Raw genomic sequence first — 18,399 nt, 5'->3', positions numbered from 1 at the left:
AGACGGTAGCCGGCCAGACCTCATTATTTATACACGGCATTGCGCAATGCGCGCTGCGGCTTTTTTGCATAACGGCGCATATAGACGTCTAAGCGTCTCGATTGCCAAATATTAACATCGTGTTATAGTGGCTTCAACAACGGCATTACAATCGGTAATAACAAAATGAGCAATAAGCCACTGATTCCTGAGAGTAAACTCCCTTCACTGGGCACCACTATTTTTAGCCAGATGAGCGCGCTTGCGCAGCAGCATCAGGCGATAAATCTTTCGCAGGGCTTCCCGGATTTTGACGGGCCGCGCTACCTGCAGGAGCGACTGGCTTTTCATGTCGCCCAGGGCGCCAACCAGTACGCCCCGATGACCGGCGTACCGGCGCTGCGCGAGGCCATCGCCGATAAAACCGCCGAGCTTTACGGCTACCGACCGGATGCCGACAGCGATGTGACCGTGACGGCGGGTGCCACCGAGGCCCTGTATGCGGCCATTACCGCCCTGGTGCGCGCCGGGGATGAGGTTATCTGCTTTGATCCGAGCTACGACAGCTATGCTCCGGCGGTTGAGCTCTCCGGCGGCGTGCTGAAGCGCATTGCCCTGCAGCCGCCGCATTTTCGCGTGGACTGGCAGCAGTTTGCCGCCGCGCTGAGCGAGCGTACCCGGCTGGTGATCCTCAATACTCCGCACAACCCGTCGGCGACGGTCTGGCAGACCGAGGATTTCGCCGCGCTGTGGCAGGCGATTGCCGAGCGCGAGATTTACGTGGTCAGCGACGAGGTTTACGAGCATATCTGCTTTGCGGCGCAGGGACACGCCAGCGTGCTGGCCCATCCGCAGCTGCGGCAGCGGGCGGTAGCGGTCTCTTCGTTTGGTAAAACTTTCCATATGACCGGCTGGAAGGTCGGCTACTGCGTCGCGCCTGCGGTAATCAGCGCCGAGCTGCGCAAAGTGCATCAGTATCTGACGTTCTCGGTGAATACGCCGGCGCAGCTGGCCATCGCCGATATGCTGCGCCACGAGCCGGAGCACTATCGCCAGCTGCCTGAGTTTTACCAGCAGCGCCGCGACCTGTTTATCGAGGCCCTGCGCGCCAGCCGCCTGGAGATATTACCCTGCGAGGGCACCTACTTCCTGCTGGCAGACTACAGCGCGGTTTCCGATCTCGACGACGTCAGCTTTTGCCGCTGGCTGACGACGGAAATCGGCGTGGCGGCGATCCCGCTGTCGGTATTCTGCGCCGATCCGTTCCCGCACAGGCTGATTCGGCTGTGCTTTGCCAAGCAGCCGGCAACCCTGCTGGCCGCCGCGGAGCGTCTGCGCCAGCTGTAGCGCGCGGAAATCAGGTCGCTGAGAGAATTAACGATCGCCGGGCGTGATAGGCCGATCGTTAATTCTCGCTTATTACCGCTTTCGTTATTTTAATTTTTCCGCTTTATTGGCAGATATTCACATGGCCGATAATTAACGGCGGCCGCTATTATCGCAATGCCGCCTTTTCAATCAGCGAAGCTAAAACCGGGTGGGCCATTTGCACCCGATTATAAATCATATGAATCATCGCCCGGGGAATCTCCGCCGGCGCAGGGAGCACTTTCAGCCGGTGGTCAAATAGCGGTGGGCCTGAGGCGACTTTGGGAATAAAACCGATAAAATCAGTCTGGCTAATAATATTGAGGATGGCAATGTGTGAGTCGCTGCTGAAGGCGATATTCCGCTCGGGGAACAGTTTTTCAAGCCGGTAGTCAACCGCCTGCATTCCGGCTTCTTTGGTCAGATAGTCGGTAAAGCGCTCGCGAGCAATGGCTTTCGCAGAGGTGAGGTCGGCTATGCGCGGATGATTGCGCCGGCAGACCAGCACCATCTCTATTTCCGCAAACGGCAGGCACAGGGTAGTGGGAGTGGCAAGCGGCGAGAGGCTAAAAATCAGGTCGGCTTTGCGGTAGGCGAGCAGGCTCTCCGCCGACTCCGAGGCGAGCTGAAGGTCGTGGTGCTCCACCTGCAGGTTGGGGTCGCCGTAGAGCGCGCTGATAAGCGTTGCCGAGCAGGGCGAGAGGAAAAACTGCGGGCTGTAAATAACAAAGCGTTTACTTAGCTCGGCGCCGTGGACGATATTAATCGTCTGCTCCAGCTGGTTGAGGTTTTGCTCGAGATGGCGATGAAGATTCACCGCCAGGGTGGTGGGGCTCATCCCTTTACCGGAGCGGATAAACAGCGGATCGTTGAGCTGATTGCGCAGGCGCTGCAGCGACTGGCTGACGGCGGAAGGGGTAATAAATAAGGTTCCCGCGGCCTGGCTGATACTTAAATGCTGGTAAATACATTCAAAAATAACCAGTAGGTTAAGATCGAACTTTTTGAGTTCGTAAAGTTTAGCCATGGCTAGCATCCTTTCCGTTGCTGTGTCCGGTGCGAATTATTATTTTTATTTTATTTGTCTATTGTATTTAATTTGCGTGGTGATTGATGGGCTGAATTATTTAAGGTCGGGTTTATTGGTGACTCTGAATGTATATGACCAAAAGTGATTTAGCCAGACCCTTTTGTGGCGAATAGTCTGGCTATGCGAAATATGACGGGACGCTTTATTTTTCGCCCATCATCACCTGCAGCTTATCCGCTTCCGGCAGGCCGACAACCTGCTGCAGCATATTTTCTTTATTCATATAGTAAATAGCCGGCGTGGCGTTCGCCCCCAGCTGGTCCATCAGCTGCTGGTTCTGGTTGAGGGTGCGTATTTTGTCCTCGGGGAGGTTCGCCGGGATTGCAATGTCCATTTTTCCGGCCGATTTTTCGTAATCGTGCCAGGTTTTTGCCGGGTCGCGGCTGGCGAGAATGGCGGCGGCCACCGGCGTACTCTCCGGTTTGATAACCCCGACCAGCAGCGTGCGAATCTGCACTTTCCCCGACTCTACCCAGGGCCGAGCCTGCTGCCAGAACTGCTTGCAGTACGGGCAGAAGGGGTCGGCGAAGACGTAGAGAATGATCGGCGCTTCTTTTTTCCCGTCAAGCAGCCAGCTGGCGGCCTCCATCTGCTTCCACATCTGCTGGCCTGCCGGCGTATAGAGCTCCTTCTGGAACAGCTGTTCGCTAAGGTTGGCGCCGTTTTCGTCATACATGTAGCCGGAAATGGCGTGCTTGCCGTCGGGGGTGAGATAGATAGCGACGCCCATGTCCTGATATTTACCCAGCCAGCCTTTCACTCCGCCCGGCGCTTCGAAGGGTTTAATGATGGTAATACCCTGTTTTTCTATCGCTTTTACGGGGGCAGGGAGCTCTTCTGCGTAACTGCATAAGGGTAAAAGACCCAGGAAAAGCAGACGTTTTAACATGATTATTCCTTGTAAAATCAATGGAGAAGGTACGGCAGATGATGGAACCTATCGCAGCTATAGGCAAGACCTGCGCCCGGACAGATTGCCCTTTGCCAGGGCGGATGGTGTAATCGCCCATGCTGTTACATTAAGGTAATGTAGAGCGCAACGCATAGCCAGCCTGCCTGGCCCTGAATCTACCCTCGGGTATTTCAGGTAATAGGGCCGCCTGAAAGGGCGGCCTTTTTACTTTATCGGCCAGGCGAGTACGGCCGATTGCGCGACTTGTCTCGACGGGTTCACAAAGCTGTCTTGTTGCGGTTGTTAGATATTGCTTATTGATTTGATAATGCAAACGCATTGGTCGGGTCAGGAAAAATTCGTTACCTTAGACCTCAACGAAAACACGGAGGAAGTATAGATGTCCTTAATTAACACTAAAATCAAACCTTTCAAAAACCAGGCGTTCAAAAACGGTGAGTTCATCGAAGTTACCGAGAAAGACACCGAAGGCCGCTGGAGCGTTTTCTTCTTCTATCCGGCTGACTTCACCTTCGTATGCCCGACTGAACTGGGCGACGTTGCTGACCATCACGAAGAGCTGCAGAAGCTGGGCGTAGACGTCTACTCTGTTTCCACCGATACCCACTTTACTCACAAAGCATGGCACAGCAGCTCTGACACCATCGCTAAAATCAAGTATGCGATGATTGGTGACCCGACTGGCGCCCTGACCCGTAACTTCGAAAACATGCGTGAAGACGAAGGCCTGGCCGACCGCGGCACCTTTATCGTTGACCCGCAGGGCATCATTCAGGCTATCGAAGTTACCGCTGAAGGTATCGGCCGCGATGCGTCTGACCTGCTGCGTAAAATCAAAGCGGCGCAGTACGTTGCTTCCCACCCAGGCGAAGTTTGCCCGGCGAAATGGAAAGAAGGCGATGCGACTCTGGCTCCGTCCTTAGATCTGGTCGGTAAAATCTAAAATTTCCATGTTTTTCACGCCATGGCGGCGTTGGCGACACCTGCTCACCCCGGTCACTTGCTTATGTAAGCTCCCGGAGATTCCCAGGCTAGCCGTCTTGCCCTGACGCGAAATCCAAAGGGAAATTGATACCGAATAACGGGTGTTTTATTACGCCCGTTTTTCTTCCAAACCCCATGATGCAAGCCGCATTCAGGCAGCCGCGAGGCCGCTTGCATGATGACGTTTTAAGAGAGGGATACGAGATGCTCGAAGCAAACATGAAAACCCAGCTCAGGGCCTACCTTGAGAAACTGACTAAGCCCGTTGAGCTGATTGCTACGCTGGACGACAGCGCTAAATCGGCAGAAATCAAAGAGCTGCTGGCAGAAATCGCCGAGCTGTCTGAGAAAGTGACGTTTAAAGAAGACAACACGCTCGCCGTGCGCAAACCGTCTTTCCTGATTACGAATCCAGGATCTAACCAGGGGCCGCGCTTTGCCGGCTCTCCGCTGGGGCACGAGTTTACCTCTCTGGTTCTGGCGCTGCTGTGGACCGGCGGTCATCCGTCGAAAGAGGCCCAGGCCCTGCTGGAACAGATCCGCGACCTTGACGGTGATTTTGAGTTTGAAACCTACTACTCGCTCACCTGCCATAACTGCCCGGACGTGGTGCAGGCGCTGAACCTGATGGCGGTGCTGAACCCGCGTATTAAGCATACGGCGATTGACGGCGGGACGTTCCAGAATGAGATTACCGATCGTAACGTGATGGGCGTTCCGGCGGTCTTTGTCAACGGCAAGGAGTTTGGCCAGGGGCGCATGACGCTGGCGGAGATCGTCGCGAAGGTTGACACCGGCGCGGAGAAACGTGCCGCGGAAGAGCTGAACAAGCGCGACGCTTACGACGTGCTGATCGTCGGCTCCGGCCCGTCCGGCGCGGCGGCGGCGGTTTACTCGGCGCGTAAAGGGATTCGTACCGGCCTGATGGGCGAACGCTTCGGCGGCCAGGTGCTGGATACCGTAGATATCGAAAACTACATTTCGGTACCGAAAACCGAAGGTCAGAAGCTGGCCGGGGCGCTGAAGGCTCACGTCAATGAATATGATGTGGACGTCATTGACTCCCAGAGCGCGTCGAAACTGGTTCCGGCGGCGGTAGAAGGCGGCCTGCATCAGATTGAAACCGCCTCCGGCGCGGTGCTGAAGGCGCGCAGTATCATCATCGCTACCGGTGCTAAATGGCGCAACATGAACGTGCCGGGTGAAGACCAGTACCGGACGAAAGGGGTGACCTATTGCCCTCACTGCGACGGCCCGCTGTTTAAAGGCAAGCGCGTGGCGGTGATCGGCGGCGGCAACTCCGGCGTCGAGGCGGCAATCGATCTGGCGGGCGTGGTTGAACACGTGACGCTGCTGGAATTCGCCCCTGAAATGAAGGCGGACCAGGTGCTGCAGGACAAAGTTCGCAGCCTGAAAAACGTCGACATTATTCTTAACGCGCAGACGACGGAAGTGGTCGGCGATGGCAGCAAGGTGACCGGACTGCAGTATCGCGATCGGCTGAGCGGTGATGAGCATCACGTCGAGCTGGCGGGAATCTTCGTACAGATTGGCCTGCTGCCTAATACCACCTGGCTGGAAGGCGCGATTGAGCGTAACCGGATGGGTGAAATTATCATCGATGCGAAGTGCGAAACTAACGTCAAGGGCGTGTTTGCCGCGGGCGACTGCACCACCGTACCGTACAAGCAGATTATTATCGCCGCCGGCGAAGGGGCAAAAGCGTCTCTGAGCTCGTTCGATTATCTGATTCGTACCAAAACCGCATAATAAAAGAAAGTAAGAGCGACCTGCACAGCAAAGAGGCTACCCTTGGGTAGCCTCTTTTTTTATCGCCTTTCTACACGTCGTCGTAGGCGAAGCTGCGTCTCCCGCTTATCGGACAACCATTACCGGAATATGCGCGTGGCGAATAACGCTCGAAGCGTTAGAACCGAGCAGATGGGTGCTGATAGACGGATTGCGTGAGCCAATGACCACCACGTCGGCTTTAATTTCGTTGGCCAGCTCGTTAACCATATCCCGCACGTTGCCGAAGCGTACGTGCTTTTTAATGCGTGAGGGATCGATGCTGAAGTGCCCGGCCATGGTGGTTAGCCGCGTTTCCGCTTCATGCTGCAGATGCTCTTCAAAGCGGCGCAGGTCGGCGGTGAATCGGCTCATGGTGAAGCTGGATGAGCCTGGCAATACGTGGAGCAGGTGAATAATTCCGTCCTGCTGGGCCAAAAACTCCGCGTGGCGGACGGCTTTGTCGCTTAACTCCATCTCAAAAACGTCAACCGGCATAATGATTGTTTTATACATATGCATTCCTCCTTGTTCGACTGTTTCTATATCAACATATTATACAAATACATTGTGCCATTCAGGTCGCAAAACTATCAGATCGGGTTCAGGGAGGCGTAAAAGTTTGTCAGGGCGGGGAGGGCAGAAAGAGGATGCAAAGACACCCTCTGATAAAGCGCAGAACGCCTCAGGCGGCGGGAGAGTTAGCGGTGAAATTCACCCGCGGCTTCCGGCTGGTACAGCAGCTCGAGGACTTCGAGGTGCGCAGAGGCGCCGCCCGGTAATTCCCAGTGAATGGCGCTGCCGACCTTCAGGCCGAGCAGTGCGGCACCGACGGGGGCGAGTACCGAAAGCTGAGTGGCGCTATCGGTGACCTGGGAGGGGAAAACCAGGGTGCGCACGCGCTCTTCGCCGTTGGATAAATCACGGAATCTGACGGTGCTGTTCATGCTGACAACATCATGTGGCATCGCTTCCGGTGCCAGCATTTGCGCGCGATCCAGCTCGTCGTTCAGCGCATCGGCGACCGGAGAACTGGCGAACGCCGGCTGCTCGAGCAGCCTGTCGATGCGTTCGGCATCGAACTCGTTAATGATGATTGTGGGTCTGGTCATTGCATACTCCATGTTATCCAGGAACCTGTCCGTAAAAGAAAACCCTCACCGAAAAGGGCAAGGGTTAATGTCTTCCCATCATACTGAGACTTGTCGGTGGTTTGAAGTGATTAAACGCACATTCAGCAACGATCGCCAAAGGAGCCAGATGAAATTTATACTGCTGCCGTCACAGCCAGAAAAATTGTCTTATCCTTTTTAGGCGGTATCAGGCACGTCCTTTCCAATACATGCAGGAGGACTCTATGAGCGGTTTTGACAAACTTACTCTCGATGACGGCAGCTATCTCTATTTCAAAGACTGGGGGAGCGGGCAGCCGGTTGTATTTAGCCACGGCTGGCCGCTAACGGCTGACGCTTTCGAAGACCAGATGCTGTTTCTGGCCGATAACGGATTTCGGGCGATAGCCCACGATCGCCGTGGCCATGGCCGGTCGGCCCAGCCCTGGGACGGCCACAACATGGATACCTATGCTGATGACCTGGCTCAGCTGACGGCGCACCTCGACCTGCGCGATGCGGTGCACGTGGGCCACTCCACCGGCGGTGGCGAGGTGGCGCGCTATATCGGGCGCCACGGGACCGAAAGGGTGGCCAAAGCGGTGCTTATCAGCGCCGTGACGCCGATAATGATCCGCACGGATTTCAACCCGGACGGCGTGCCCAAAGAGGTATTTGACGGCATCAGAGAGGGCGTTATCGAGGACCGAGGGGCGTTCTTCTATGAGCTGACCGCCGCGTTCTACGGCTATAACCGCGATGGGGCCAAAGAGTCAAAAGCGGTGCGCGAAGGGTTCGTCGAGCAGGGGCTGCAGGGGTCGATTAAGGCGCTTTATGACTGTATCAAAGCCTTCTCGGAAACCGATCTGCGCGAGGATTTGCGCAAGATGACTATCCCAACCCTGGTTATCCACGGCGATGACGACCAGATCGTGCCTTTCGAAACCTGCGGTAAAGCGGCGGCGCAAATATTGCCTGACGCCAGATTAACCGTCTACAAAGGCGGGTCGCACGGGATTTGCACGACCCACAAGCATCAGATTAATCAGGATTTACTGGCGTTTATTCGCGAATGAAGCCCCTGCGGCGGCTGGCGCCGCCGCATGATTAACTGCCGACCTTATCGAGAACAAACTGCTTAGCGCAGTTGCCCGGATGGGGCTGGGGCAGGAAGGCGTCGGCGGAGAGCGGCGTATTGATGGCCGCGGCCTTGATGGCTATTTGTATTTCGGTTAAATAGGCCGGATTGCCGCTGCAGGTCAGCTTGAACGCCTTAACGCTCTGTTTTCCCCAGGCCTCGGCGATGGCCGCATCGAAGTCGTCGCGGCTGACGCTCTGTCCGTAGTGCTTCGCGAGGAATGTCCCGATGGCGCTATGCTTTACTTCGCCGCCGAGGCGGACCATGGTGCCGAAGTAGCTGTCAGGATCGAAGCCAAAACAGACGCCGTGTTTTGCGTATTCGTAGCGCTCAAGGCAGGAGTTGCCGCCGGAGCCGGGCATCACGCTGTTGAGCTTATTGGCCATCTCCAGCGACAGGCCGGTTTCCGCAGCCTGGCATTTCCGCCCGGCTTTGACCTCCGGCATATTGGGTACCGGGCGCGTGGCGCAGCCAAAACGCATCCAGCGGCGATCGTCCACGCCGCGAGCGGCGATGGATTTCGGCAGACCCGGCCACAGGCCGTGCACGGTGAGATAATCGGTTTTGTTGGCCGTTTCCTGCTGCAGGCGGCACTCTTCCGGTTCGCCGCGGTTCCGGTCATGCATGCTCTGGCAGAAACCGGTTTGCCAGGATAAGGCCAGTACGTAGCGGTCGAAATCGCCGTATTGTGTTGCGGTGAGCGGTTCAGCGCCGACCTGAGTTGCCGTTAGCAAGAGGGCAATGGCGACGAAATCCTTCCTGAACATTTTTATTCCTGATAGTGGATGGTCATGAGTTCCTCGAATTATTAAAGCATAAAAAAGGCGCCTGCTGGCGCCTTTTCACGTTTATTGAACGGTGGTTCCGGGCACCAGAATTTCGGTGGCGATAATCACCACCAGCAGGCCGACAAGAACCGGTACCGAGGTCCTTTTCACCACCTCAAACGGCGAGATTTTTGCCATCCCGGCCACGGCAACCACCACGCCCGATACCGGGGAAATGGTCCGGCCAAGGTTGGATGCCTGCAGCATCGGGATCGACAGATAGGCCGGGTTAATACCCGACGAGTGCGCCAGCTTGGGGATCATCTCAACGAAGGCGTAAAACGGGGCGTTACCTGAACCGGTCGTCATGGCTGCCAGCATCGTCAGCACGACCAGCACCAGCATCAGAATGATGCTGGCGGAGCCAAACGAGGTCGCAATCGAAATCAGGCTATTGATAAAGCCGATGGTGCTCAGGCCCTGGGCAAACACGCCGGCGGCGACCAGCAGCATGACCACGCCGGCAAAGGCGTCGGCCATCCCGCGATAGGCGGCTTCCAGCCCGCTGAAGACGTTTTTGGTGTTAAAGCCGCGGCAGAATTCCAGCACCGCCGCCAGCAGCATGCACATCACCAGGATGGCAATAATATGCAGCTCCGGGCCCCATTTCCCGTCGAAGATAAGCACGCCGATAATGGGCGTGAAGGGCAGAATGGCATAGAAGGAAGGGGCGGTGGTGGTTATCTCGTTGACGTCGAGCATTTCGTGGGCGACGTTCTCTTTCTTATCCAGATAGCGCTGCCAGAAAAAGTGGGCGATCGCCATGGCGATAATCGCCGCGATGGAGATCGGCAGCGTGGTTTTAAAGGCAAAATCGATGAGCGGCATTTCGGCGGCCTTCGCCGCGAGAACGACATCGCCGGAGGTCGGGGAGAGGATAATCGCCGCCGGGGAGGCGCAAATGGCCGCCGCCGCGCCGCGGCTGATCCCGACGTTGACCATCACCGGGAACAGCGTTGCCATCAGCAGGACGCCGAGTCCGGTCGCCGAAGAGACGGCCAGCGACATCAGGCAGGCGACAAAATAGGCGGCGATCATCAGCAGGTAGGGGGAGTTAATGTAGCGCAGGGGCTTCGAGGCCAGTTTGACCACCATATCGTTGGCGCCGATATGCGTCATGTAGGTGGCAAATCCGCAGAGCATCATGATCATCATGCCGAGGTCGCCGCCGCGGCTCATCAGCAGAATTTTGATGTATTCGATGATGTCGGTTGCGGAATAGCCCGTGCTTTTCGCCTCGCCGGGTAAAATTTTATGTCCCATCAGCGCGCTGACGATAAGCAGCGTCAGACCGCCAACAAAGAGCACGCCGGTGGCGGAGTACCCTTTGATGATATAGCGGGCGACGCCCACAATGACCACGACCCCAATAAGTATCTCAACTAGCGTAAGCATTATTTTACCCCTGAACCATTAACCCAAAGAATCTGCTGATAAATAAGGTTGTGCAAAAATTAAGGGAGGGAATGTGCCGAATAAATCGACGAAACATGCTGATGCAAATCAATAAACCGATGAGAATTGCCTAATCAGCGCCCGGCGCGCGGGCGCTATCACAAAGTCGACAGGCAGGGTTGTTGCGATTTGGTGGGCGGAAAATCAAGACTTTGCCGTATTTCGTTAAGGTAATATTAAGATTATATTTGCTACTTTATTACGCTATTAAAATAGATGTTGGTAATTGAGAAGTGTTAAGACTACGTTATGTTGTACTGTTTTTGCTCAGTTTTTCCGGGCTGCTGCTCTCCAGCGGGATAGCAAATGCGTCATTCAGCTCGACGATTCGCGACGGCTATAACACCTTAAGCGATAACGTTGCTGAGACCTGGCAGGAGCCAGAACACTACGACCTGTATGTTCCCGCGATCACCTGGCACGCCCGATTTGCCTATGACAAAGAAAAAACCGATGCGTATAACGAGCGTCCCTGGGGGGCCGGTTTCGGCGTGTCGCGCTGGGATGATAAAGGTAACTGGCACGGTCTCTACCTGATGGCGTTTAAGGACTCATTTAACAAGTGGGAACCTATCGCCGGCTACGGCTGGGAGAAAACCTGGCGTCCGCTGGCCGACGATAACTTTCATCTTGGGCTCGGCTATACGCTCGGGGTAACCGCGCGCGATAACTGGAACTATATTCCGCTGCCGGTGGTACTGCCGATGGCGTCTATCGGCTACGGTCCGGCGACGTTCCAGATGACCTACATCCCCGGTACCTATAACAACGGTAACGTTTACTTTGCCTGGGCCCGCTTTCAGTTTTAATCCGCACTAGCTTAGTGATAAAAGAGCTGAGCATTATGTTATGTGGAAAAACAATAACTAAAGCGCAACCACTAAAAAAGATAGCGACTTTTGTCACTTTTTAGCAAAGTTCGACTGGACAAAAGGCACCACAATTGATGTACTGGATCGCGACACAGTATCAGTGTCTTTTTTTCATATAAAGGTAATTTTGATGTCTAAGATTAAAGGTAACGTTAAGTGGTTTAATGAGTCCAAAGGATTCGGTTTCATTACTCCGGAAGATGGCAGCAAAGATGTATTCGTACATTTCTCTGCAATCCAGTCCAACGGTTTCAAAACTCTGGCTGAAGGTCAGCGTGTAGAGTTCGAAATCACTAACGGTGCCAAAGGCCCTTCTGCTGCAAACGTAAACGCTATCTAAGCAACGCGTCAGTAGAATATAAAAACCCGCAATTTGCGGGTTTTTTTTTGCCTGTTTTTAACGGCTGGCGGCATGAGAGAAGAGCCAGAACGCTGCCGCCGTCATGGCGAATGAGCCCAGCAGGTTGACCAGAATATTGAGCAGCGCCCAGCTGAAGCGCCCCTGCTGCAGCAGAAACACCACTTCCGCTGAGAAGGTGGAGAAGGTCGTCAATCCGCCGCAAAAGCCGGTGGTGATGAGCAGCTTCCACATTGGGTCGATATCGGTCAGGCGGTTAAACCAGGCCAGGCCGGCGCCAATGATAAATGCGCCCAGCAGGTTGGCCGTTAGCGTGCCAATGGGAATGGCATGGTGCATGGGGTTAAACTTCATTCCTAGCCACCAGCGCAATACGCTGCCGGTACCGCCGCCAAGAAAAACGGCTAAAAGTAGTTGTGACACTCTCATTCCCTGCTATTTGGTTAATACTGGGAATGAGTGTAGCGCGCAAAATGCATCGCTGGCTATGAATTCGCGAACGGGAGATTAAGATGCTAGTTGCTGCTGGACAATTTGCCGTCACCCCTGACTGGCGGGCGAATGCGCGGACCTGCGTAGCGCTGATGGCCCAGGCCGCTGAGCAGGGCGCGTCGCTGCTGGTGCTGCCCGAGGCGCTGCTGGCGCGCGACGATAGTGACCCGGATCTCTCGGTTAAATCGGCGCAGGAGATAGACGGCGGCTTCCTGCGGCTGCTGCGTGAGGAGAGCCGTAATAACGGCTTAACCACCGTGCTGACGATTCACGTGCCTTCCGGCGAGGGACGCGCGGCTAATACGCTGGTGGCGATACGCCGCGGCGAGGTTATCGCACAATACCAGAAGCTACACTTATACGATGCGTTTAATATACAGGAGTCACGGCGCGTTGATGCCGGCCTGCAGATCCCGGCGCTGATTGACGTCGACGGGGTTCGGGTTGGCCTGATGACCTGCTATGATTTGCGCTTCCCGGAGCTGGCGTTAAGCCTCGCGCTGAGCGGCGCTGAGATCCTCGTTCTCCCGACCGCGTGGGTGAGAGGGCCGATGAAGGAGCATCACTGGGCGACGCTGCTGGCCGCCCGCGCGCTGGACACGACCTGCTATATCGTGGCGGCGGGAGAGTGCGGCAACCGTAATATTGGCCAGAGTCGAATTATCGATCCCCTCGGCACGACGCTGGCCGGCGCGGCGGATCGGCCGCAGATGATTTTTGCCGACGTTTCCGTGGATTATCTACGCCAGGTGCGCGAGCGTTTGCCGGTGCTGCAGAACCGCCGCTTTGCGCCACCGCAATTATTGTGACGTTTTTTTAAACAGAGCTTGATTCACCTTGTTACAGATTGCTATTTTGTCCGCGCGTCAAATAGCCGTTAATTGTTCGCGTGTATGATGGCGTATTCGCAGATTGTTTTAGAGAAGAAGGTTAGCTATGGGTGAGATTAGTATTACCAAACTGCTGGTTGTCGCAGCACTGATTATTTTAGTGTTTGGTACCAAAAAACTACGTACGCTGGGTGGAGACCTGGGTTCGGCTATCAAAGGCTTTAAGAAGGCCATGAACGACGACGACGATAGCGCGAAGAAAACCAGTGCGGAAGAAGAAACTCCGGCACAGAAGCTCTCTCATAAAGAGTAATTAAACGCCTGCTCCCCGACAGCGGGAGCAGGCTGCCGGCAGGCTATCCGCCTGCACGGATAAGAGGCCGCAGCGATTATCGTTGCGGCCTCTTTTTGTATCCTGCAAGGTCATTGGCTGAAAAAATGCAACCGACTGTAACCGCGCCGGCGGATTTATTGAGGGGAAAAAGATGAGGTAGCGCAAGGAGAGCTGACCGCTGCACGCGGGAAACGCGCAGCGGTCGAGGACGGCGTGAACTACTTCACTTCCATCCCTTTGGCCTGCAGGTCGGCATGATAGGACGAGCGGACGAACGGGCCGCAGGCAGCATGGGTGAAGCCCATGGCCATCGCTTCGGCTTTCATCTCTTCGAACTCGTCCGGGCTAACGTAGCGCTGTACCGGCAGGTGGTGACGGCTCGGCTGCAGATACTGACCGAGGGTCAGCATCGTGACGCCGTGGCGACGCAGGTCGCGCATAACTTCAACGATTTCAGCGTTGGTTTCACCGAGGCCGACCATCAGACCCGATTTGGTTGGGATCTCCGGATGCGCTTCTTTGAAGCTTTCCAGCAGCTTTAACGACCAGTTGTAATCGGCGCCTGGGCGTACCTGGCGATAGAGACGCGGCACGTTTTCCAGGTTGTGGTTAAAGACGTCCGGCGGCGTCACCTTGAGGATATCCAGGGCGCGATCCATACGGCCGCGGAAGTCCGGAACCAGGGTTTCAATCTTAATCGACGGGTTTTTCTCACGGATGGCGCTGATGCAGTCGGCGAAATGCTGAGCACCGCCGTCGCGAAGGTCATCGCGGTCGACGGAGGTGACAACGACGTACTTCAGACCCATGTCGGCGATGGTTTGCGCGAGCTTCTGCGGTTCATTAGCATCCGGCGTCACCGGACGACCGTGGGCGACATCGCAGAACGGGCAGCGGCGGGTGCAGATAGCACCGAGGATCATAAAGGTTGCCGTTCCGTGGTTGAAGCATTCCGCAAGATTCGGGCAAGAAGCTTCTTCGCACACGGAGTGCAAACCGTTCTTACGCATCGCTGCTTTGATACCCTGGATACGGGACGAGTCAGCCGGAAGTTTGATTTTCATCCATTCCGGTTTTCTGAGCAGAGCTTCACGCTCAGTTGCCACGTTTTTCACCGGGATAAGGGCCATTTTATCGGCGTCGCGATATTTAACACCGCGTTCCATCACAATGGGTTTACTCATAGCGTGCGTGTTCCAGTTGCGAGTACGAAGGAAAACGAATTAATTCAAGTAAATGTTGTATTTATCAACTATTTTTGAATCAAGGATAGGCAGTATACCATTGATACGGACCAGAAAGCAGCCTGCCTGTTCGGCAAATTGTAAAATAGTTGTTGTTTTATGCTTTCCCTCACGTGCGGTATGGCTTAAAAAGCCTGACGAACCGCCTCAATCACCTCATGGAGCAGCGGTTCCTGGGCGCTGAGCTTGTTGTAATGCAGCGAAATGTCGATGGTTTCATCGGCGAGAGGCGGGTAGTCCAGCGCCGCCAGCGGCCAGGTTTTGGCCAACAGCGAAAACATCCGGTTCGGCATCAGCCCAAGCATATCGCTGGCGCTTACCAGCGCTGCCTGAGTTAACAGGTTGTAGCTGCTAAAGCCGCAGCGCCGCTCCCCTAGCTGCTCTTGCAGCCGGCGGTGCAGCGCCGGATAGCGCTGGCCCTCGGGCAGTAGCAGGGCAAACTCGTACTGACGAAGATGCTCTTCGCTGTGCGGCATAGCCAGCGCCGGATGCGCTTCACGGCAGTACATCATCACCCGATCCTGGAACAGAACATGGTGCACGATAGACTGGCCGCTGTGCGCGTAGCTGTCGATCAGCAGATCCACCTGGCGCTGGTTAAGCTGGCTGGGGGCATCGGTAATGGCGATATTGTGCAGCAGCACCTGCGGGAAGCGAGGCTTCAGCGCCTGCGCAATCGTCGGCATGACCAGCGCGCCGACGGTGGGCGAGGTGGCGATGGTCATGACCCGCTGCTGATGCGGGCTGCCGGTTAAATCCAGCGCGCTGAGGAAGGCTTCCATTCCCTGACTGATGTACTGATGGAGGTGCGTCGCGTAGGCGGTCGGCGTCACGCCCTGGCCCTTGCGAATAAACAGCGGGTCGGGAAAAAGCGCGCGGAGTTTGTTAATCGACTGGCTAATGGCCGAGGGGGTGATATTCAGCACCTTAGCCGCATTCACGATGCCCTTGTGTACGTACACGGCTTCGAAAATGGTCAGTAAGTTGAGGTCAATATTACGCAGAATGCGGAATACCTGGCGATCGTCGAGCCGTTCGGTGGGCTCCGGTTGCGGATGATTTTTTTCCACTCTGCGCCTCCTGTCATAGCGAATAGCGCAAGTATAGCGGTCAGCGACGCCGCCGTTTGTGGCAATTAATTGCAAATAGAATGGCTTAACAGAAGTCAGGCGCAAAACGCGCCCCGGGAAGCCGGGACGCTCGGATTTACTTTGCGGAAATGAACTCGTGCGGCGGGTTGTCGAGCAGCGCCAGCAGGTTGGCAACCAGTCGTGGTGCGACGATTTGCGGCGCCGCTTCGGGCTGCCACTGGCGCATTTGCGCCATCTCCATCCCGGCGTAGCCGCAGGGATTAATCCGCAGGAACGGCGAAAGGTCCATCGCGATATTGAGCGCCAGGCCGTGGAACGAGCACCCTTTGCGAATGCGCAGGCCCAGGGAGCAGATCTTTTGCTCACCGACGTAAACGCCGGGCGCATCGGCGCGCGGGTGCGACTCAATAGCGTACTCCGCCAGGGTATTAACCACGGTCTGCTCGAGCAGCGTCACCAGTTCGCGTACGCCAAGCTTGCGGCGTTTGAGATTGAGCAGGACGTACATCACCTGCTGCCCCGGCCCGTGGTAGGTCACCTGGCCGCCGCGATCGCTTTGAATGACCGGAATATCGCCCGCCACCAGAACGTGTTCCGCTTTTCCCGCCTGGCCCTGGGTAAAGACCGGATGATGTTCAACCAGCCAGATTTCATCGAGGGTTGTTTCATCGCGCGAGTCGGTAAAGTCGTGCATTGCCTGCGAGACAGGGGCGTAAGGCTGCAGGCCGAGTTGCCGAATGAGGATTTTATTGTGCTGCAAAACAACGTCTCCGCACAGAGAAGTGATTTAAGGCAGCGAGTATATCACAGGGGGGGAGGGGATGACCCGGCGCGAGGCCGGGTAGCAGAATGGGTTACAGCACCATCCGGACGATCTCAATATTACCCAGCTCTTCGTACAGGGTTTCTACCTGCTCGATATGGGTAGCGTTGATGGTGATAGAAACCGAATGGTAGTTACCTTTGCTGCTCGGCTTTACCTGCGGAGAGTAATCACCAGGCGCATGGCGCTGTACCACTTCCACCACCTGATCAACCAGCTCAGGCAACGCCTGCCCCATTACTTTGTAAGTAAATGGAGTAGGGAATTCAAGCAGTTCGTTAAGTTTGGTTTTCATGTCAGCTCCGGTGTTACGACAAAAAATAATAACTCCCACAAGATGCGGGAGTTATCAGGTTACTTTGATAGTTAGTATATGGGGATGTAAATCACACTTTCAAGCGTTCGATTTTTAACCAAACCAGTGGTGGAACATTAACTTAATGTAATCAATCATTTTGCCGAAGAAATTACCTTCCGGGATTTCCTGCAGCACCACCAGCGGGCGCTGATCGATAGTTTTGCCGTCCAGCTGGAAGTTAATGGTGCCGACAACCTGGTTTTTCTGCAGCGGTGCGTGCAGTTCGGTATTGTTCAGTACGTAGCTGGCCTTCAGATCTTTCATGCGGCCGCGCGGAATAGTCAGATACACGTCTTTATCGACGCCCAGCGATGCGCGATCGCTATCGCCAAACCAGGCCGGCTCGGAGGAGAACTCTTTGCCCGCTTTCAGCGGATTGACGGTTTCAAAGAAGCGGAAGCCCCAGGTCAGCAGCTTTTTGCTTTCGGATTCACGACCTTTATAGGTGCGACCCCCCATCACGGCGGAGATCAGGCGCATCTGGCCTTCGGTTGCCGAGGCGACGAGGTTATAGCCCGCTTTATCCGTGTGGCCGGTTTTTATGCCGTCGACGTTGAGGCTATTATCCCACAGCAGCCCGTTACGGTTGAGCTGGCGGATGCCGTTAAAGGTGAACTCTTTTTCTTTGTAGATGGTGTATTCGTTCGGCACGTCGCGGATCAGCGCCTGGCCAATCAGCGCCATATCGCGCGCGGAGCTGAACTGACCTTCGGCATCCAGGCCGTGAACGGTCTGGAAGTGGCTGTTTTTCAGGCCGAGGGCGTTGACGTAGCTGTTCATCAGGCTGACGAAAGCGTCCTGGCTACCGGCAACGAAGTCCGCCATCGCGACGCAGGCGTCGTTGCCTGACTGCAGGTTGATACCGCGAATCAGCTGAGAAACCGGCACCTGCATGCCTGGCTTGAGGAACATCAGGGAGGAGCCTTTAAATACCGGGTTACCGGTTGCCCACGCGTCGTTGCCCACGGTGACCAGATCGGACTCTTTGAATTTACCCGCTTTCATGGCCTGACCAATGACGTAGCTGGTCATCATTTTGGTCAGACTCGCCGGGTCGCGGCGGGAATCGGCGTTATTTTCCGCCAGCACTTTGCCTGAATTGTAATCGATAAGTATCCAGGATTCGGCGTCAATCTGCGGCGCGCCTGGGATCATGGTTTTAAGATTCAGGTCATCGGCGTGGGCTGCGGAGGAGAGCGCGGCAACGGAGAGAGCCGTAACGAGTAAACGTGCGGTGAAAGAGATCTTCATGGTCTGAACAACGGCATCCGTGATGGAGTTAAAAAAGTGCCTTACTATAACAAATGCTCTACGGACCGGCATCCGACATTGCGCATGACTTT

General features: G+C 55.5%; 20 protein-coding genes. 8 read left to right on the top strand and 12 right to left on the bottom strand.

Annotation, left to right across the window (positions count from 1 at the left end):
• The first annotated feature begins 180 nt into the window (after nt 1-180).
• The gene (locus MMW58_RS21220; protein ID WP_241723764.1) at nt 181-1,326 is read left to right on the top strand and encodes a pyridoxal phosphate-dependent aminotransferase; all 1,146 of its coding nucleotides are present in this window, start codon (nt 181-183) and stop codon (nt 1,324-1,326) included.
• A gap of 148 nt (nt 1,327-1,474) precedes the next feature.
• Here MMW58_RS21220 and citR read toward each other — a convergent pair whose 3' ends face one another.
• A complete protein-coding gene (gene citR / locus MMW58_RS21215; RefSeq protein WP_241722035.1) occupies nt 1,475-2,374 on the bottom strand; it encodes a DNA-binding transcriptional repressor CitR in 900 nt (299 codons plus the stop codon).
• Between the two features lie 205 nt (nt 2,375-2,579).
• The gene (gene dsbG / locus MMW58_RS21210; protein ID WP_133596790.1) at nt 2,580-3,326 is read right to left on the bottom strand and encodes a thiol:disulfide interchange protein DsbG; all 747 of its coding nucleotides are present in this window, start codon (nt 3,324-3,326) and stop codon (nt 2,580-2,582) included.
• A gap of 403 nt (nt 3,327-3,729) precedes the next feature.
• Here dsbG and ahpC point away from each other — a divergent pair, with 403 nt between their 5' ends.
• Nucleotides 3,730-4,293 carry an alkyl hydroperoxide reductase subunit C gene (ahpC, locus tag MMW58_RS21205; protein WP_045854446.1) on the top strand — a complete coding sequence of 188 codons (564 nt, stop codon included), beginning with the start codon at nt 3,730-3,732 and terminating at the stop codon, nt 4,291-4,293.
• Between the two features lie 245 nt (nt 4,294-4,538).
• Nucleotides 4,539-6,104, top strand: a complete 1,566-nt coding sequence (ahpF, locus tag MMW58_RS21200; protein WP_241722034.1) for an alkyl hydroperoxide reductase subunit F — start codon at nt 4,539-4,541, stop codon at nt 6,102-6,104.
• A gap of 105 nt (nt 6,105-6,209) precedes the next feature.
• On the opposite strand, the gene uspG is transcribed toward ahpF, so the two are convergent.
• Nucleotides 6,210-6,638: a universal stress protein UspG gene (gene uspG, locus MMW58_RS21195; protein ID WP_041144564.1), complete on the bottom strand. Its 429-nt coding sequence runs from the start codon at nt 6,636-6,638 to the stop codon at nt 6,210-6,212.
• 185 nt (nt 6,639-6,823) lie between these two features.
• The gene (gene rnk, locus MMW58_RS21190) at nt 6,824-7,234 is read right to left on the bottom strand and encodes a nucleoside diphosphate kinase regulator (protein ID WP_133596794.1); all 411 of its coding nucleotides are present in this window, start codon (nt 7,232-7,234) and stop codon (nt 6,824-6,826) included.
• Between the two features lie 245 nt (nt 7,235-7,479).
• Between rnk and MMW58_RS21185 the strand changes: the two genes are divergently transcribed.
• The gene (locus tag MMW58_RS21185) at nt 7,480-8,310 is read left to right on the top strand and encodes an alpha/beta fold hydrolase (RefSeq protein ID WP_133596796.1); all 831 of its coding nucleotides are present in this window, start codon (nt 7,480-7,482) and stop codon (nt 8,308-8,310) included.
• A 31-nt stretch (nt 8,311-8,341) separates the two neighbouring features.
• Here MMW58_RS21185 and rna read toward each other — a convergent pair whose 3' ends face one another.
• Nucleotides 8,342-9,139: a ribonuclease I gene (rna, locus tag MMW58_RS21180; protein WP_133596798.1), complete on the bottom strand. Its 798-nt coding sequence runs from the start codon at nt 9,137-9,139 to the stop codon at nt 8,342-8,344.
• Nucleotides 9,140-9,220: 81 nt separating this feature from the next.
• Nucleotides 9,221-10,594: an anaerobic C4-dicarboxylate transporter DcuC gene (gene dcuC, locus MMW58_RS21175; RefSeq protein WP_045854452.1), complete on the bottom strand. Its 1,374-nt coding sequence runs from the start codon at nt 10,592-10,594 to the stop codon at nt 9,221-9,223.
• A 293-nt stretch (nt 10,595-10,887) separates the two neighbouring features.
• On the opposite strand from dcuC, the gene pagP reads away from it, so the two are divergent.
• A complete protein-coding gene (gene pagP, locus MMW58_RS21170) occupies nt 10,888-11,463 on the top strand; it encodes a lipid IV(A) palmitoyltransferase PagP (RefSeq protein ID WP_133596800.1) in 576 nt (191 codons plus the stop codon).
• A gap of 193 nt (nt 11,464-11,656) precedes the next feature.
• The gene (gene cspE / locus MMW58_RS21165) at nt 11,657-11,866 is read left to right on the top strand and encodes a transcription antiterminator/RNA stability regulator CspE (RefSeq protein WP_004859511.1); all 210 of its coding nucleotides are present in this window, start codon (nt 11,657-11,659) and stop codon (nt 11,864-11,866) included.
• A 57-nt stretch (nt 11,867-11,923) separates the two neighbouring features.
• On the opposite strand, the gene crcB is transcribed toward cspE, so the two are convergent.
• On the bottom strand, nt 11,924-12,307 hold the full coding sequence (gene crcB, locus MMW58_RS21160) for a fluoride efflux transporter CrcB (RefSeq protein ID WP_123706997.1): 384 nt from the start codon (nt 12,305-12,307) through the stop codon (nt 11,924-11,926).
• A gap of 89 nt (nt 12,308-12,396) precedes the next feature.
• Here crcB and MMW58_RS21155 point away from each other — a divergent pair, with 89 nt between their 5' ends.
• Both MMW58_RS21155 and tatE read left to right on the top strand, forming a co-directional pair.
• Nucleotides 12,397-13,185, top strand: coding sequence for a deaminated glutathione amidase (locus tag MMW58_RS21155; protein ID WP_045854455.1), 789 nt, complete (start codon nt 12,397-12,399; stop codon nt 13,183-13,185).
• Nucleotides 13,186-13,312: 127 nt separating this feature from the next.
• Nucleotides 13,313-13,519, top strand: coding sequence for a twin-arginine translocase subunit TatE (gene tatE, locus MMW58_RS21150; protein ID WP_041144572.1), 207 nt, complete (start codon nt 13,313-13,315; stop codon nt 13,517-13,519).
• A gap of 239 nt (nt 13,520-13,758) precedes the next feature.
• Here tatE and lipA read toward each other — a convergent pair whose 3' ends face one another.
• The 5 genes from lipA to dacA form a co-directional block, all read right to left on the bottom strand.
• Nucleotides 13,759-14,724, bottom strand: coding sequence for a lipoyl synthase (lipA, locus tag MMW58_RS21145; protein ID WP_045854456.1), 966 nt, complete (start codon nt 14,722-14,724; stop codon nt 13,759-13,761).
• Between the two features lie 185 nt (nt 14,725-14,909).
• Nucleotides 14,910-15,854: a YbeF family transcriptional regulator gene (locus tag MMW58_RS21140; RefSeq protein ID WP_133596804.1), complete on the bottom strand. Its 945-nt coding sequence runs from the start codon at nt 15,852-15,854 to the stop codon at nt 14,910-14,912.
• 136 nt (nt 15,855-15,990) lie between these two features.
• Entirely contained in the window at nt 15,991-16,635 is a 645-nt protein-coding gene (gene lipB / locus MMW58_RS21135; protein WP_133596806.1) for a lipoyl(octanoyl) transferase LipB, read from the bottom strand.
• A gap of 94 nt (nt 16,636-16,729) precedes the next feature.
• Nucleotides 16,730-16,993 carry a DUF493 family protein YbeD gene (gene ybeD / locus MMW58_RS21130; protein ID WP_041144576.1) on the bottom strand — a complete coding sequence of 88 codons (264 nt, stop codon included), beginning with the start codon at nt 16,991-16,993 and terminating at the stop codon, nt 16,730-16,732.
• A 114-nt stretch (nt 16,994-17,107) separates the two neighbouring features.
• On the bottom strand, nt 17,108-18,307 hold the full coding sequence (gene dacA / locus MMW58_RS21125; protein ID WP_045854459.1) for a D-alanyl-D-alanine carboxypeptidase DacA: 1,200 nt from the start codon (nt 18,305-18,307) through the stop codon (nt 17,108-17,110).
• Between the last annotated feature and the right edge of the window lie 92 nt (nt 18,308-18,399).

The sequence above is a fragment of the Klebsiella sp. HC6 genome (assembly GCF_022605325.1).
GTDB classification, from domain to species: Bacteria; Pseudomonadota; Gammaproteobacteria; order Enterobacterales; family Enterobacteriaceae; genus Klebsiella; species Klebsiella terrigena.
This window is presented reverse-complemented; position numbering and strand designations above follow the sequence as displayed.